The organism is Kribbella sp. CA-253562, assembly GCF_050942265.1.
Classification (GTDB): domain Bacteria; phylum Actinomycetota; class Actinomycetes; order Propionibacteriales; family Kribbellaceae; genus Kribbella.
In genome coordinates, this window is record NZ_CP192049.1 from 7,941,302 (window position 1) to 7,956,072 (window position 14,771).

Below are 14,771 nucleotides of genomic sequence, written 5' to 3' on the forward strand. Positions count from 1 at the left end.
GTCAGTCTTTGACGGCCTGCTGGATCAGTGGGAGCAGGTCCTCGGCGATGCCGGGTGCCAGCGCGATGGTCACGCTCGAGGCGACGTCGTGGGGTGAACCGTCGAGGTCCACCACGACCGCGCCGGCCTCGCGGGCGATGACCGCGCCGGCGCTGGTGTCCCACGGTTTGTTGCTGAACATGACGGCGGCGTCGAGGCTTCCGTCGGCGACGAGCGCCAGGTGCAGCGCGGCCGTGCCGAGCATCCGGATCCGCTGGACGCGCGGGACCAGGAGCTCGATCAGCGCGAACCGGGCGCGATTCTTCTCGGCGGCGTTCTCGCCGACCGCGAAGTCGCCGGCCATCACCAAGGCCTCGGACAGCTCGGTGGTCTTGGCGGCCTGGATCGTTTCGGCGTTGCGGGTGGCGCCGAGGCCGTCCGCCGCCAGGTAGCGCGTCCCCAACATCGGGAAGTCCAGTACGCCGGCCACCTGCCGGTTGCCGTCGACCAGGCCCAGGGAGATGCCCCACAGCGGGACACCGTGCACGTAGTTCACGGTGCCGTCGATCGGGTCGAGGACCCAGGACAGCTGCCCCTCGCCGGGACGAGCGCCTTCCTCCTCGCCCAGGAACGCGATCTCGGGCGTCACCTTCGCCAGATGCTCCCGGACCGCCTGCTCGACCGCGATGTCCGTGTCGGAGGCCATGTCCCGGTCGCCCTTGGCGTGCAGCGCACCCGGCTCACGCGACTCGACCAGATCAGCGGCGATCGCCACCGCCCCTTCGGCGATCTCCAGCAAACGGCGCAGGTCGGTCACAGGCGTCTCCTCAGCAGCGGTCGGTACCAGCAACCTAACCGAGCGGCGGAAACACCTCGGCCATCGGCATCGAGTCCAACAGCTCACGCAGCTCCGGCGAAACCTCACCGTGCACCTGCAGCACAGTCAGCTCCGCCAGCTCGAAGACCTGCGCGAGCACGTCCCCCACATGTTCCTGATGCGCGAGCACAGCCGCCGAATCGGCGTACTCCTCCAGTGCCACCACGTGCCCCGGCCCCCGGAACCAGTCGTACCGCAGCGTGCCCGGCTCCTCAGCCACCCGCCCCAGCAAAGCCCGCACCGCCGCCGAGAACTCCTCCTGAGCCCCATCCCGCACGACGAACTCGGCCCGCACCAGGATCCCCATCAGCTACCTCCAGCCGCCAACGCGTTGCCTCACGCTAACCGCGGGGAGGATCAGGAAGCCGCGAGGCCGCGGAGCTTCAGGTCGACGACTGTCGGGGCGTCGGCGTGGGAGTGCTTGTCGCCGGCCGCGACCACGGTGGCGACCTCCTCGTCGATCTTGTCGAGGCGCTGGTCGATCTTGTCCAGGCGGCGCTGCATCAGGTCGACGAACTCGGCGTTCTCGACGACGCGGGCGCTGGTGATCCGGGAGTACTCCTGGGCGACCTGCGCGCGTTCGTCGCTGTGCGCGAGACGTTCGACCAGCAGCTGGTGGCGGATCAGCAGCGAACAGCCGATCGCGACCAGTACGGCGACGACAGCGGCGGCACGCAGGATCCACGCGTTCTGGGCGAACAACGCGACACTGACGGCCAGGCAGACGACGATCAGCAGACTGTTGGCGGCGGTGAGAACGGTGGTCCTGGTTCGACGGCGGCTACCCCTTGACCCCATGGACGGACATGTTAGGTGGTCTCGTCGGGGTCTTCGGGGATACGACACGCACGTTCGAGCAGCAATCCGGCCGTGACGACCAGCACTGAGATCACCGCGGCGACACCCGCTGTGATCACCCGGTTCCGCGGCCCGCTGGAGCCCACGGCGTCCAGGAAGGATAACGCGAACCCTGCGTACACACCGGTGCACAACGCGCCGACGAACGCGCTGGCTTTTCCGAGCATCAGCAGGAAAACCGCGCGCGACGGCTCGATCCGTTCCCGCCGGACCTGGACCCGCTGGTGAGTGTTGCGCGCGGCAACGAACAGCAGCGCGGCCAGGAACGCCCAGGCGACCAGCGTCAGCCACGACACCGTGGGCGCGACGCCACCGCCGGACTCGATCGCCTTGACCATGGTGACCCCGATCGCCGCCCCGAGGACGGCGATCGCGATCAGCAGGCGCCGGGACGTCGGCCGGACCGAGCCCGGCCGCGGCGGCTCCTTGCCGGGCGCCCGGCCCGGCCCGGGACTGCCAGACACCACTACTGCAGCTCGATGGTCGGCTCGTCGAGCTTGGTGACGCCCGCCGTCCCGACCTTCGCGAGCAGGTCGGCGACCGGGCCGAGGCCCGGCAGTTCGGCGTCCGGCTCGATGTCCAGCCACGGCGCCAGCACGAACGCGCGCTCGTGCGCCCGCGGGTGCGGCACGGTCAGCTCGTCGGACTCGATCGTCTTCTTGCCGTACGTGATCAGGTCGACGTCCAGCGTGCGCGGCGCGCCCGGCACGCTGCGCTCCCGGCCGAACGCCTGCTCGACGGCGTGCGCGCGGTCCAGCAGCGTCTCGACGGCCAGCGTGGTGTCGGCCAGCAGCACGATGTTCAGGTACGGGCCGGACTCCTCCGGCCCACCGATCGGCGCGGTCTCGTAGACCGGCGAGACGTCGACGACCACGACGTCGGGGGTGTCCCGGAGCGCGTCGACGGCGCCCTGCAGGTTCGCCTCACGGTCGCCGAGGTTGCTGCCGAGCGACAGGATCACCTGGCGGATCGGCTTGAGGCCACCGCTGAGGGTGTCCGCGTCGATGACGTGGGGACTAGGGGTCTCAGTCACGGGGTATCTCCGGGTTTGCGCTGCACGGTCAGGACAACATCGTCGAACGGCACGGTGATCGGCGCCGAGGGTTTGTGGATCGTCACCGCGGTTCCGGTGACGCGCGGGTCGGCCAGGCAGATCGTGGCGATCCGCTCGGCCAGGGTCTCGATCAGGTCGACGGGGTCGTTCTCGATCGCGGCGTGCACCTGCTCGGCGACCACGCCGTAGTTCACGGTGTCGGCCAGGTCGTCCGAGGCCGCCGCCTTCCGGGTGTCCAGCTCGAGCCGGACGTCGACGACGAACTCCTGCCCGTCGGCGCGCTCGTGGTCGAACACACCGTGCCGGCCGAAGCCCCGGATGCCGCGGATCTCGATCACGTCAGGGGGCACCACGGGACCGCTCATTGCGCCTCCTCCGATCGACCCCCAGACGACAGTACCGGGGAGGCATGGTGGATCCACAACCGCCAGCCGGACGAAGTTTTGCGGAACACGTTGGTCGCGAGCGCCTTGCCGCCCGCGAAGCCCTCCTCCGGCGCCCCTTCGCCGGACGACAGCACGTTCTCCGTGCACGTGACGTACGCCACGTCGCCGTCGACCCGGGCTTGGACGTCGGTCAGGAAGAACTGGATGTACGGCGTGTTCGCGAAGATCATCGCCCAGGCCCGCATCATCTCCGAGTAGCCGGAGATCGCCGCGTTGCCCGGGTGGATGCAGACCGGATCGGGCTCCGGCAGCCAGACCGCCGCCATCAGGTCCAGGTCGCCGGCCTCGAACGCGTTGTAGAACGCCGTGTTCGCGGTCAGCACGCTGGTCTCGGCCGACGGACCCCGCCCGGCCGACTGTTCCCGGGCGCCCTGCTGCGCGCCGGGCTGGTCCTGGTTCGGCTGCTCTTCGGTCATACCGCTCCCCACCTGCTCGCCACCCGGACCGCGTCCGCACTCGGTGCCACCGCGTGGGCCCGGACGCACCAGGCTCCACTCGCGGCAGCCAGGGCGGAAACAGCAGCGCTCGCGTCGTCTCGTCGTACGGCGGGCCTGGGCTCGCCGGTCTCCTCGTCGGCGAGCAGCCTACCGAGGAACGCCTTGCGGGAGGCACCGATCAGCAACGGCCGCTCCAGTACGGCGAACTCGCGCAGCCGGCGCAGCACCTCCCAGTTGTGGTCCGCGTTCTTCGCGAAGCCCAGTCCGGGGTCGAGCGCCACCTTCGCGAGGTCGATCCCGGCGGCGGCGATCGCCTCCAGCCGGACAGCCAGCTCGGCGATCACCTCGGCCACCACGTCGTCGTACCGGGCCCGGTTCTGCATGTCGGCGGAGTGGCCACGCCAGTGCATGCACACGTACGGCGTACCGCGCTCGGCCACCAGCGGCAGCATGTCGGGGTCGGCCAGGCCGCCGGACACGTCGTTGATCATCACCGCGCCCGCGTCGAGCGCCAGGGCGGCGACGTCGGCGCGCATCGTGTCGATCGAGATCAGCGCGCCGTCGGCGGCCAGCGCCTCGATCACCGGCAGCACCCGGCGGATCTCCTCGGCCGGCTCGGGCCGCTGCGCCCCCGGCCGGGTCGACTCACCACCGACGTCCAGCAGGTCGGCGCCCTCGGCGAGCAACTCCCGCCCGTGTTTGATCGCGGCGGCCGGCTCGAACCACTCCCCGCCGTCGGAGAACGAGTCCGGAGTCACGTTGACGACGCCCATCACCAGCGCGCGGTCCGGTGTGGGCAGTCCCTGAACATGACTCGGTGGGGCAGTTCGCACTGGACCACCGTAGTGGTCCCGGCCGAACTGCCCCACCTAGGTACCAGGCCCCCATCAACTCCCGAGCGCCTGCCGGGGGTCGCTAACCCAGTACCAATGAGGCGTTGCTGGCGGACAGCGCCTCACCGATCGGTTGTGAGTACGACTCGTTGGCCTGGCCGTGCTTCTGCAGGCACTCGCCGCTGATCAGCGCCGCGCCGCTGGTGATGCCCAGCGCGTAGCTGCCGCTCAGGTTCGCGCCGCCGGAGTCGCCAGTCTGGACGCAGGCGGTGTGCTGATACAGGCCCTTCACGATCTGGTTGTTGCCGTAGTTCACGGTGACGTTCTTGGCCACTACCCGGCCGCAGGACCAGCGGGTGGTCTTGCCGGACTTGCAGACCGAGGCGCCGACGGTCACGCCGGCCGTGCCCTGGATCCGGACGTCGCCGTCGTTCCAGCGCTCGACCTCGCCGCGCTGGTCCCAGCCGTCGATCACCCGCACGGTGCCGAAGTCGTTGCCGGGGTAGCTCGAGCTGCGGGTCTCGCCGAGCACGTAGCCGTTGCGGGAGAACGACGGCCGGCCCGCCGTACAGTGCCCGGCGGTCAGGAAGATCCGGCTGCCGTCGTCGGCGCGGGCGTTGAAGCCCAGCGAGCAGGTGTAACCGGTGTTCTTGTCGACCTGGACGCCACCGCGCAGGCCGAAGTCGTCGGCGGTCGGCCGGACCGTGCCGGGCGACCTGCGGATCGTCACGCGGTCGCCGTTCGCCTCGGCCCGCCGGACGAACCGCTGGGTGAGCACGTCCCGGGCGCCGTCGGGCACGGTGACGACGACCGTGCCGGTGATCGGGTCGACGTACCAGGACTTCACCTTGCCGGCGGTCGAGCCGACGGCGACCTTGTCGAGGTCCCGCTGGACCGCCTGCAGCTGCGCCGCGGTGAACCGGACCAACCGCGGGATCGCGCCCGCCGCCCGGACCAGCTCCGCGGTCGCCTCGTCCGGGACAGCGACCACCAGCTCACCCGCGTCGTCCAGGTAACTGCCGACGATCCGGGACCCGAGCCGGGTCTCCACCGCGTTGGCCTTGAGGATCTCCTGGTGCTGCAGCAGCTCGACATCCTGCGCGTCGACCGTGCTGCCCGTCCCCGCCTGTCCCGCGCGGGATTCCGCCTGCGCACCGTTCGCCGCGACCAGTCCCGCCGCCGTCAGAGCAACGATTCCGGCAACTGCGGCACCCACCCGGCAACGCCCTGACATACGTTCCTCCTCACGAAGGCGCCCCGCACCCGAGTCGGAACGCCACTACGGAACGTAAACGTTCAACCACGGAATGTCCATGGGAAACAGCCTCTGAGTTCTCAACGACCTGAACGCTCCCGGGCTATGCCTTCGACCCGCAAACACCCGAAACGGCTTACCAATGAGCCGAAGACCAGCTCACGTCAGCTCGTGCTCAGCCCGTCCACCACTCTGCGCCTGCGACAGACTTTCCAGCAGCCTGCGGGCGTTCGCCGGCACGCGCAGCAGGTAGGCCGTCTCTTCAAGCGCCCGGTAGTCGTCCATCGACAGCAGAACCGCGTCACCAGCCGTAGACGTGATCTCCACGGGAGTGCGGTCATTGTTCACTTGCCGGATCAGTGGAAGGAGGTTGCGCCGAGCCGCCGAAACCGTGATCGCCATGCGCCACCCCTCCGGTCTCAGCCGACGATCAGGCTCATCGCTTCGGCGCGGGTGGAGGGGTTGCGGAGCTGGCCGCGGACGGCGGAGGTGATGGTTTTCGCGCCGGGTTTGCGGACGCCGCGCATGGTCATGCACAGGTGCTCGCACTCGATCACGACGATCACGCCGCGCGGTTTGAGGATCTCCACCAGGGATTCGGCGACCTGCGTGGTCAGCCGCTCCTGCACCTGTGGGCGCTTGGCGTAGACGTCGACCAGGCGGGCCAGCTTCGACAGCCCGGTGATCCGGCCGTCCGGGCCGGGGATGTAGCCGACGTGCGCGACGCCGGTGAACGGGACCAGGTGGTGCTCGCACATCGACCACACCTCGATGTCCTTGACCAGGATCATCTCGTCGTGGCCGAGATCGAACGTCGTGGTCAGCACGTCCGTCGCGGTCAGCCCCAGCCCGGCGGTGATCTCCGCGTACGAGCGGGCCACCCGGGCCGGGGTCTCCTTGAGGCCCTCCCGGTCCGGGTCCTCGCCGATCGCGATCAGCAGCTCGCGAACGGCCCGCTCGGCCCGCTCGTGGTCGAACGTGGGGGATGTCACCGGGTTACTCCGCCGGAGGGGTCGCGCCGCCGCCGTAGTTCGGGCCGTGCGCCGCCTCGTCGGGGCCGACCGAGCCGCCGGGGATCACGTCGGACAGCGAGCCGTTCTGCTCACCGCGGCTCGGCAGCGGCTTGACCGGCGGCTGCTCCGACGGCACCCGGGTGGACGAACCGGTCCAGGCCGGCCGGAGCTCACGCTTGCGCACCGGCGCGAAGATCTCGGCGATCTCGCCCTTGTCCAGCGTCTCCTTCTCCAGCAACTGCTCGACCAGGTGATCCAGCACCGCACGGTTCTCGACCAGGATGTCGAAGGCTTCCTGGTGCGCGTTCAGGATCAGCTTGCCGACCTCCTCGTCGACCGCCGCGGCGATCTCCTCGGAGTAGTTGCGCTGGCTGCCCAGGTCGCGGCCCAGGAACGGCTCACCGGAGTCCTGGCCGAACTTGATCGCGCCCAGCCGCTCGGTCATGCCGTACTGGGTGACCATCGCGCGGGCCAGCGCGGTCGCCTTCTCGATGTCGTTGCTCGCGCCCGTGGTCGGGTCGTGGAACACCATCTCCTCGGCGGCGCGGCCGCCGAGCATGTAGGCCAGCTTGTCCAGCATCTCCGACCGGGTGGTGGAGTACTTGTCCTCGTCCGGCAGCACCATCGTGTACCCCAGCGCGCGACCGCGCGGCAGGATCGTCACCTTGTGCACCGGGTCGGAGTGCGGCAGCGCGGCGGCGACCAGGGCGTGTCCGCCCTCGTGGTACGCCGTGAGCACCTTCTCCTTGTCCGACATCAACCGGGTCCGGCGCTGCGGACCGGCGATCACGCGGTCGATCGCCTCGTCGAGCGCGTGCTTGTCGATCTGCTGCTTGTTCAGCCGGGCGGTCAGCAGGGCCGCCTCGTTCAGCACGTTGGCCAGGTCGGCACCGGTGAAGCCCGGCGTCCGGCGGGCGACCGCCGTCAGGTCCGCGTCCTCGGCCATCGGCTTGCCCCGGGCGTGCACCTTGAGGATCTTGTCGCGGCCCGGCAGGTCCGGCGCGTCGACCGGGATCTGCCGGTCGAAGCGGCCCGGCCGCAGCAGCGCCGGGTCGAGCACGTCCGGCCGGTTCGTCGCGGCGATCAGGATCACACCGCCGCGGACGTCGAAGCCGTCCATCTCGACCAGCAGCTGGTTCAGCGTCTGCTCGCGCTCGTCGTGGCCACCGCCCAGGCCCGCACCACGGTGCCGCCCGACGGCGTCGATCTCGTCGATGAAGATGATCGCCGGCGCGTTGGTCTTGGCCTGCTCGAACAGGTCGCGCACCCGGGAGGCACCGACACCGACGAACATCTCGACGAAGTCCGAGCCGGAGATCGAGTAGAACGGAACGCCCGCCTCACCCGCGACCGCCCGCGCCAGCAGCGTCTTGCCCGTACCGGGCTGGCCGTACAGCAGCACGCCCTTGGGGATCTTCGCGCCGACCGCCTGGAACTTGCCCGGCTCCTGCAGGAACTCCTTGATCTCGCCGAGCTCCTCGATCGCCTCGTCGGCCCCGGCCACGTCCGCGAAGGTGGTCTTCGGGGTGTCCTTGGTGACCAGCTTGGCCTTCGACTTGGCGAAGCTCATCACCCGGGAGCCGCCGCCCTGCATCGAGTTCATCAAGAAGATGAACACGACCGCGATCAGCAGGAACGGGATCAGCGTCGAGAAGACCTGGCCGATGAAGCTCGGCTTGGGGTTCTCCACGTCGTACCGCTCGATCTTGCCCTGCTGGAACAGCGTCTGCAGCGACGTGCCCAAAGTGTTGGCCTGGCCGTCGACCCAGTGCGCCCGCACCTTGGTGCCGTCGGTCTTCTCGACCCGGATCTCCTGGTCGGGATCGATCAGCGTCACCGACTTGATCGTCTTGTCCGACGAGGTGGTGGCCTGCTGGATCAGCTGCACGACCTGGCCCGTGGGCTCGGTCTTGTACCCGGTCGAGCCGGTCAGGAGCTGTCCGATCACCAGCACGCCCAGGAAGGCGACGACGATCCAGAACAGCGGTCCGCGGAAGATGCGCTTCACGTCCATGATCGAGGCTCGAGCCCCGTCCCTCCTAGCTCAGCAGGCCCGGGTGAGGGGGCCTTCGACGGTAACACCAGTCCAAGTGTCTCGTGTCGCACAAGACAACACACCACGAGGGTCACCTGACGACGGTACGGTCCGTTGTACAGCCTGTCACCAAGTCCCGCCTGGACAGCGCTTGGGAACAGCCGCCGAGCGGCTCAGGAGCAGACGGGCGCGGCTCAGGAGTAGACGTGCGGCGCGAGCGTGGCCACGCAGCGCAGGTTGCGGTACTTCTCGGCGTAGTCCAGCCCGTAGCCGACCACGAACTCGTCGGGGATGTCGAAGCCGACGTACTTGACCGGCACCGCCATCTTGGCCGCGTCCGGCTTGCGGAACGCGGTGCAGATCTCCACCGAGGCCGGCTTGCGCGACTGCAGGTTGCTGACCAGCCAGCTCAGCGTCAGCCCGGTGTCGATGATGTCCTCGACGATCAGCACGTGCCGGTTGGAGATGTCGGTGTCGAGGTCCTTGAGAATCCGCACCACCCCGGACGACTTGGTGCCCGAGCCGTACGACGTGACGGCCATCCAGTCCATCTCGACGTGCCGGCTGAACGAGCGGGCCAGGTCCGCCATCACCATCACGGCGCCCTTGAGGACACCGACCACCAGCAGGTCCTTGCCCTCGTAGTCCGCCTCGATCCGGGCCGCCAGCTCCTTGAGCTTGGCCAGGATCTCCTCCTCGGTATGGAGGATCTCGGTCAGGTCCTTCTCGATGTCCGACGCGTCCACACGGTTAGCCTGACACACCCCGCGCCAGATGGATGAATCCGCCTCGGCGGACGGCCCGGATCGCTTGTGGCAGGTCGATCCAGCGCTGGCCCCGCCAGTCGGTGATCAGCGCGTCGACGGCGGCGACGTGACCGGCGGTCAGGTCGGTGGCGTGGCAACCGGCTTCCAGCGCGGCCTGGCGCAGCACCCGCGTGCGGATCGCCTGCGGCTCCGCCGCGAGCATGCCGAGGTCGCAGACCACCTCCTCGCCGGTACGGCGTACTGCGGTCTCGGCCAGGTCGGCGGCGAGCGCGTCGAGCGCGTCGGCGTCCGCCCGGAGCAGCCCGGCGGTCCGGGCCAGCGCCTCGGTCACTCCCGGGCCGAGCGCCTCCTCGATCACCGGGAGCACCTCGTGCCTCACCCGCACTCTTCTGTACTGCGGGTCCTCGTTGTGCGGGTCGTGCCACGGCCGCAGCCCGGAAGCGATGCACGCAGCGGCCGTGGTCGCGCGCGGGACCTCCAGGAGCGGCCGCCGCAGCAGTCCGGCGACCGCAGCCATCCCGGCCAGCGACCGCGCACCGGACCCCCTCGCCAGCCCGAGCAGGACGGTCTCCGCCTGGTCGTCGCGGGTATGGCCCAGTAGTACGACGTCGGCACCGACCGCGTCGGCCGCGTCACGCAGTGCGTCGTACCGGGCGGTGCGGGCGGCGCCCTCGGGTCCGCCGTCGCTACCGACCTCTACTGCCCGCACGTCTACCGGGTCGAGCCCCAGCGAGCGGCACTGGTCAGCTGCAACAGCTGCCACCTGCGAGGAGTCCGCCTGCAGCCCGTGGTCCACGATGACCGCACCGGCGCGCAGCCCCAGCTTCGGTGCCTCGAAGGCCGTGGCAGCAGCCAGAGCCAACGAGTCGGCTCCACCCGAGCAGGCGACCAGGACCGTCGTGCCCGCCGGCAGATCGGCGAGCGCGGCCCGGACGCCCTCCCGGACGCGCGCGACCGCCGGATGGAGCTTCCCTCGTCTGCTGTCCACCAGCTCCTCGGCGGACTCAGCCGTGAAGTCTGCTGATCCAGGCATCCGGGGTGGCGATCTCGTTCTTGGTGGGCAGCGTGTTCGGCCCGGTCCAGACCTTGTTGAAGCCCTCCATGCCGACCCGGTCGACGACCCGCCGGACGAACGCGGCGCCGTCCTGGTACTGCTTCAGCTTGGCGTCCAGGCCGAGCAGCCGCTTGAGCAGCTGGTCGACCGGGTTCCCGCTGGAGCGGCGCGCGGTGAACTTGGACCGGATGGTGTCCACGGTGGGGATCACCGACGGTCCGACCCCGTCCATCACGAAGTCCGCGTGGCCCTCGAGCAGCGACATCACCGCGGTCAGCCGGTCCAGGACGGCGCGCTGCTCCGGCGACTGCATCAGGTCGACCAGGCTCAGCTCGGCCTCACCCTTGACCGATCGGCCCAGCCGCTGCAGCGCCTCCCGGAACATCGCCGCGTACGCCGAGGCGTCCAGCTCGGCCTGGTCCAGGAACAGCGCGATCTCCGACCGCAGGTGGTCCCGCAGCCAGGGCACCGCGGTGAACTGCACCCGGTGCGTCTCCTCGTGCAGGCAGACCCAGAGCCGGAAGTCCCGCGGTACGACGCCCAGCTCGTTCTCCACGTGCATGACGTTCGGCGCGACCAGCAGCAGCCGCCCGGTCAGGCCAGGACGGTCCGGGTCGGGCTGGGACGGATAGAACGGGTCGAACTGCCCGAGCACCCGGGAGGAGAGAAAGGCCAGCAGCGCGCCGGCCTCGATCGCGGTGACGCGGGAGCCGACGGCGGACGACAGCCCGCCGGTCTTCTCCTGCTTCTCCCGCAGCTTGTTGGCCAGCGGCGCCAGTACGGTCCGGAAGCCGTCGGCGTTGGCCTGCACCCAGCCGGGCCGGTCGACGATCACCACCGGAGCGGTCGCCGAGGTCGCCTGCAGTCCGGTGAAGTCCCGGACGTGGTGCTCGGAGTCCGCGGCGAACTGCCGCAGCTGGGAGACCACCTGGTCCGCCTCCGCGCGACTGACCACCGGGCCCGGCCGCAGGAGCTTCCGGGCCACACCGGTCGCCAGCTGCCAATCGACCATCTCGGCCGTGGTTCCACCTTCAGCCGTACTCATAGTCCGACCCTAGTGGCATGTTCCAACATGCGCTCCCGGAACGCGGGTGACAGCGCCCCAGCAGAAGGGTGTTCCGCTAGGCAGCGCAGCCGCAGGTGGCCAGCGCGGCGACCGCCCGGTCCAGCGCGGCTCTGGCCTCCAGCGGCTTGTTCGCCGGTACGGCGTCCGTGGCGACCGCGAAGACCAGCAGCGAGCCGGTCCGGCTCCTCACCAGCCCGGCCAGCGAGTGCACGCCGGTCAGCGTGCCGGTCTTGGCTCGCACCAGCCCGGTCCCGGCCGACGTACCCGGTGCGGCGAACCTGTTCTCCAGGCTCCCGGTGAACCCCGCCACCGGCAGCCCGCTGATCAGGTGCCGCAACTCCGGCCGGCTCACCGCGACCCGGACCGCCCCGGCGAGCACGTCGAGCGGCACCTGGTTGGTCCGCGACAGCCCGCTGCCGTCCTCGATCCGCGCCTTGCTCACGTTCAGCCCGAGCTTGGTCAGCGTGGTCCGCAGTCCCTTGAGCCCACCGGCGTACGAGCCGCCGTTGTCGGTCGACAGCCCGACGTGCCGCAGCAGCACCTCGGCGCCGTCGTTGTCGCTGTGCAGGTTCACGTACTCGACGATGTCGCCCACCGGCGCCGACCTGACCTCGGACACCTTCTGGGCCGTGGCGGGAGCCGCCAGCGGCTTCACGCCCGGGGCGACCTTGATGCCCGCCGCCCGCAGCAGCGTCGCGAACGACGCGGCGGCCGCGGCGGACGGCGACGCGGCGCGCTTCGCCTGGCCCGGAGTGATCCGGCCCTCGTTCACCCACAACGCGGAGGTCGGCGCGGCGATGCCTTCGGGGATGTAGTTGGGCTGCCACTTGGCGTTGGCCGCCGGGCCGGTGAACAGCGTCGCGTCGTACCCGAGCGTGACCGAGCTGACCCCCTGCTCGCGCAGCGACTTCGCCGTACTGGTGGCCAGGTCCTGCAGCGTGGCCCGGACCGGGAACTCCAGCGGGTCACTGGATCGCTTGAGCGTCAGCAACGGGTCGCCGCCGCCGACCAGGACCAGCGAGCTCCCGCTCCGCACGGTCGAGGTGGAGAACCAGTGGTCCGGTCCGAGCGTCTCCAGCGCCGCCACGGTCGTCAGCAGCTTCAGCGTCGAGGCCGGGACGTACGGGCGCGTCGTACCGACCGAGTAGACCGTCTTGCCGCGCGACGCGTCGTACACGGTGGCGCCGTAGTGCTTGCCGAGCGACGGGTCGGCCAGAGCGGGCGCCAGCACCTTCCGTACGCCGGCCGCGGTGGGTACGACGCCTTCGGCCTTCGCCGGCGCGAGCACGACGGGCGCTGCCGTACCGGTGGTGGCGCCCTGCGGTGACGCGGGCACTGCCTGGGCCCCGCCGACCAGTCCGGTGAGCGCGGTGCCGGCGGTCAGCGTGACGAAGACCGCACGGAGAGGACGGGCCACCAGGCTGCTCCTGTCATTTGGTCGGTCCGAACCGTGACAGTATCTGCCGTATGGAGTTCGACGTCTTCATCGAGATCCCCAAGGGCACCCGCAACAAGTACGAGCTGGACCACAAGACGAACCGGCTGCGGCTCGACCGCACCCTGTTCACGTCCACTCAGTACCCCTCCGACTACGGGTTCATCGAGGAGACCCTCGGTCAGGACGGCGACCCCCTGGACGCGCTCGTGCTGCTGCCCGAGCCGACCTTCCCCGGCTGCCTGATCCGCGCCCGGGCGATCGGCATGTTCCGGATGACCGACGAGAAGGGCCCGGACGACAAGGTGCTCTGCGTGCCGGCCGGTGACCCGCGTCAGGAGCACCTGCGCGACATCCACCACGTGCCGGAGTTCGACCGGCTGGAGATCCAGCACTTCTTCGAGGTCTACAAGGACCTGGAGCCGGGCAAGTCGGTCGAGGGTGCCACCTGGGTCGGCCGCGCCGACGCCGAGGCGGAGATCACCGCGTCCTTCGAGCGCCTGAAGATCGAAGGCCACTGATCGTTTCCCCGGCGGGTCCGCCGGGGGACAGCACAAGACCTCCGCTGGGATCAGCGGAGGTCGTCTTGGCGATCACACGTTTGTCTCGGCGTACGGCGGTGGGGCGCCGCGAGGCCAGGCGCCGCATGGCTAGTCCTGCGGCGGTTGCTCCTTGGCGCGCATCTGCTCGTTGATCCGCAGCGCCTCGGCGAGCTGGTCCTCCAGGATGATGATCCGGCACGCCGCCTCGAGCGCCGTGCCCTGGTCGACGAGCTCGCGGGCCCGCGCGGCCAGCCGCAACTGGTAGCGGGAGTACCGGCGGTGGCCGCCCTCCGACCGTTGCGGGGTGATCAGTTTCGCCTCGTCGAGGCTGCGCAGGAACCCCGGCGTGGTGCCGAGCATCTCGGCGGCCCGGCCCATCGTGTAGGCGGGGTAGTCGTCGTCGTCGAAGTGGGCCGGCCCGGTGCTCTGGGCTGAACTCATCGGTGTCTCCGTGGGTGAATCTAACGTCATCGGACTCCATGTCGAAGGGCCCCGGTGCCGTAGCACCGGGGCCCGAGGTTGGATTTTGTCACCATCTCCGGCCGTGAAGCCGGTCAAACACATCCGCAGCACGCCAACTGAAGGCCGTCACTGCGGGGATCGCTGAATGCGTAACCGAAGACCACCTTCCCATCACGATGGAACTACGGCACCCGCCCGGCGAAGTACTGGCACTGGCGGGCGATCCGACGGTGAATCCATCCTCCTTACTCGCGGACAAACTGACTGCAACTGCTGGTACTGCGAACAACTGGTACTGCGAACAACTGGTACTGCGAACAACTGGTACTGCTGTACGGAACTGCAACTACAACTTGCAACTGACTACGTACTGCAACTGCCGGTACTTCTACTTGCTACTGCAACTACCAACTGCTTCGTACTGCAACTGCTCGCTCCGTCAAGCCGCGGACCTTTTTCGACCACTGGCCCTGGCGACTCTGATCCGGAGCACGGCGTGAAACCCGAGCCCTTCCACTGATCGGCCCGGCGGAGTCCGCCGACGTACTTCTTCACTTCTCGGACAGATCGTCAGCTGTCCACGTCAGCTTCGCTGTTCGTTCTCCGTCAACACCAGAAACTCTACACACCCCACCGAGCAATGTCTAATCTCGCCAGC

Annotated in this window: 18 protein-coding genes; 1 reads left to right on the forward strand and 17 read right to left on the reverse strand. The window is 69.6% G+C overall.

From position 1 onward, the window contains the following. Position 1: 1 nt before the first annotated feature. The 16 genes from ACQPXM_RS37760 to dacB form a co-directional block, all read right to left on the reverse strand. Positions 2-796, reverse strand: coding sequence for an inositol monophosphatase family protein (locus ACQPXM_RS37760; RefSeq protein ID WP_432942782.1), 795 nt, complete (start codon positions 794-796; stop codon positions 2-4). A 34-nt stretch (positions 797-830) separates the two neighbouring features. After that, the gene (locus ACQPXM_RS37765) at positions 831-1,163 is read right to left on the reverse strand and encodes a putative quinol monooxygenase (RefSeq protein WP_432942783.1); all 333 of its coding nucleotides are present in this window, start codon (positions 1,161-1,163) and stop codon (positions 831-833) included. Between the two features lie 50 nt (positions 1,164-1,213). Continuing rightward, positions 1,214-1,654 carry a hypothetical protein gene (locus ACQPXM_RS37770; protein WP_077018919.1) on the reverse strand — a complete coding sequence of 147 codons (441 nt, stop codon included), beginning with the start codon at positions 1,652-1,654 and terminating at the stop codon, positions 1,214-1,216. 11 nt (positions 1,655-1,665) lie between these two features. Further along, positions 1,666-2,178 carry a DUF3180 domain-containing protein gene (locus tag ACQPXM_RS37775; protein ID WP_432942784.1) on the reverse strand — a complete coding sequence of 171 codons (513 nt, stop codon included), beginning with the start codon at positions 2,176-2,178 and terminating at the stop codon, positions 1,666-1,668. Positions 2,179-2,180: 2 nt separating this feature from the next. Next, positions 2,181-2,747 carry a 2-amino-4-hydroxy-6-hydroxymethyldihydropteridine diphosphokinase gene (gene folK / locus ACQPXM_RS37780; RefSeq protein WP_432942785.1) on the reverse strand — a complete coding sequence of 189 codons (567 nt, stop codon included), beginning with the start codon at positions 2,745-2,747 and terminating at the stop codon, positions 2,181-2,183. Beyond that, on the reverse strand, positions 2,744-3,133 hold the full coding sequence (gene folB / locus ACQPXM_RS37785) for a dihydroneopterin aldolase (protein ID WP_077018916.1): 390 nt from the start codon (positions 3,131-3,133) through the stop codon (positions 2,744-2,746). The genes folK and folB overlap by 4 nt, the downstream gene beginning before the upstream one ends. After that, positions 3,130-3,630 (reverse strand): nuclear transport factor 2 family protein, encoded by a 501-nt coding sequence (locus tag ACQPXM_RS37790; RefSeq protein ID WP_432942786.1) that lies wholly within the window; start codon positions 3,628-3,630, stop codon positions 3,130-3,132. The genes folB and ACQPXM_RS37790 overlap by 4 nt, the downstream gene beginning before the upstream one ends. Then, the gene (gene folP, locus ACQPXM_RS37795) at positions 3,627-4,424 is read right to left on the reverse strand and encodes a dihydropteroate synthase (RefSeq protein WP_432951162.1); all 798 of its coding nucleotides are present in this window, start codon (positions 4,422-4,424) and stop codon (positions 3,627-3,629) included. The genes ACQPXM_RS37790 and folP overlap by 4 nt, the downstream gene beginning before the upstream one ends. Positions 4,425-4,566: 142 nt before the next feature. Beyond that, entirely contained in the window at positions 4,567-5,718 is a 1,152-nt protein-coding gene (locus ACQPXM_RS37800) for a S1 family peptidase (RefSeq protein WP_432942787.1), read from the reverse strand. A gap of 180 nt (positions 5,719-5,898) precedes the next feature. Beyond that, a complete protein-coding gene (locus ACQPXM_RS37805; protein WP_432942788.1) occupies positions 5,899-6,141 on the reverse strand; it encodes a type II toxin-antitoxin system Phd/YefM family antitoxin in 243 nt (80 codons plus the stop codon). Between the two features lie 17 nt (positions 6,142-6,158). Next, positions 6,159-6,731 (reverse strand): GTP cyclohydrolase I FolE, encoded by a 573-nt coding sequence (folE, locus tag ACQPXM_RS37810; protein WP_344182267.1) that lies wholly within the window; start codon positions 6,729-6,731, stop codon positions 6,159-6,161. 4 nt (positions 6,732-6,735) lie between these two features. After that, positions 6,736-8,766, reverse strand: a complete 2,031-nt coding sequence (gene ftsH / locus ACQPXM_RS37815; RefSeq protein ID WP_432942789.1) for an ATP-dependent zinc metalloprotease FtsH — start codon at positions 8,764-8,766, stop codon at positions 6,736-6,738. Positions 8,767-8,981: 215 nt separating this feature from the next. Then, positions 8,982-9,533, reverse strand: a complete 552-nt coding sequence (gene hpt / locus ACQPXM_RS37820; RefSeq protein ID WP_432942790.1) for a hypoxanthine phosphoribosyltransferase — start codon at positions 9,531-9,533, stop codon at positions 8,982-8,984. Positions 9,534-9,537: 4 nt separating this feature from the next. After that, positions 9,538-10,542: a tRNA lysidine(34) synthetase TilS gene (gene tilS / locus ACQPXM_RS37825; RefSeq protein ID WP_432942791.1), complete on the reverse strand. Its 1,005-nt coding sequence runs from the start codon at positions 10,540-10,542 to the stop codon at positions 9,538-9,540. 16 nt (positions 10,543-10,558) lie between these two features. Continuing rightward, the gene (locus ACQPXM_RS37830) at positions 10,559-11,653 is read right to left on the reverse strand and encodes a zinc-dependent metalloprotease (protein WP_432942792.1); all 1,095 of its coding nucleotides are present in this window, start codon (positions 11,651-11,653) and stop codon (positions 10,559-10,561) included. A 76-nt stretch (positions 11,654-11,729) separates the two neighbouring features. After that, positions 11,730-13,091, reverse strand: coding sequence for a D-alanyl-D-alanine carboxypeptidase/D-alanyl-D-alanine endopeptidase (gene dacB / locus ACQPXM_RS37835; RefSeq protein WP_432942793.1), 1,362 nt, complete (start codon positions 13,089-13,091; stop codon positions 11,730-11,732). Between the two features lie 50 nt (positions 13,092-13,141). Here dacB and ACQPXM_RS37840 point away from each other — a divergent pair, with 50 nt between their 5' ends. Further along, positions 13,142-13,630 (forward strand): inorganic diphosphatase, encoded by a 489-nt coding sequence (locus ACQPXM_RS37840; RefSeq protein WP_432942794.1) that lies wholly within the window; start codon positions 13,142-13,144, stop codon positions 13,628-13,630. Positions 13,631-13,759: 129 nt separating this feature from the next. Here ACQPXM_RS37840 and ACQPXM_RS37845 read toward each other — a convergent pair whose 3' ends face one another. Continuing rightward, on the reverse strand, positions 13,760-14,092 hold the full coding sequence (locus ACQPXM_RS37845; RefSeq protein ID WP_432942795.1) for a MerR family transcriptional regulator: 333 nt from the start codon (positions 14,090-14,092) through the stop codon (positions 13,760-13,762). Positions 14,093-14,771 lie beyond the last annotated feature (679 nt).

Coding starts and splice junctions, on each gene's coding strand:
- folP (WP_432951162.1), bottom strand. CDS start 4,424: ATGGGCGTCGTCAACGTGACTCCGGACTCGTTCTCCGACGGCGGGGAG.
- ACQPXM_RS37830 (WP_432942792.1), bottom strand. CDS start 11,653: ATGAGTACGGCTGAAGGTGGAACCACGGCCGAGATGGTCGATTGGCAG.
- ACQPXM_RS37770 (WP_077018919.1), bottom strand. CDS start 1,654: ATGGGGTCAAGGGGTAGCCGCCGTCGAACCAGGACCACCGTTCTCACC.
- ACQPXM_RS37800 (WP_432942787.1), bottom strand. CDS start 5,718: ATGTCAGGGCGTTGCCGGGTGGGTGCCGCAGTTGCCGGAATCGTTGCT.
- ACQPXM_RS37840 (WP_432942794.1), top strand. CDS start 13,142: ATGGAGTTCGACGTCTTCATCGAGATCCCCAAGGGCACCCGCAACAAG.
- ACQPXM_RS37765 (WP_432942783.1), bottom strand. CDS start 1,163: ATGGGGATCCTGGTGCGGGCCGAGTTCGTCGTGCGGGATGGGGCTCAG.
- ACQPXM_RS37845 (WP_432942795.1), bottom strand. CDS start 14,092: ATGAGTTCAGCCCAGAGCACCGGGCCGGCCCACTTCGACGACGACGAC.
- folB (WP_077018916.1), bottom strand. CDS start 3,133: ATGAGCGGTCCCGTGGTGCCCCCTGACGTGATCGAGATCCGCGGCATC.
- ACQPXM_RS37790 (WP_432942786.1), bottom strand. CDS start 3,630: ATGACCGAAGAGCAGCCGAACCAGGACCAGCCCGGCGCGCAGCAGGGC.
- ftsH (WP_432942789.1), bottom strand. CDS start 8,766: ATGGACGTGAAGCGCATCTTCCGCGGACCGCTGTTCTGGATCGTCGTC.
- ACQPXM_RS37805 (WP_432942788.1), bottom strand. CDS start 6,141: ATGGCGATCACGGTTTCGGCGGCTCGGCGCAACCTCCTTCCACTGATC.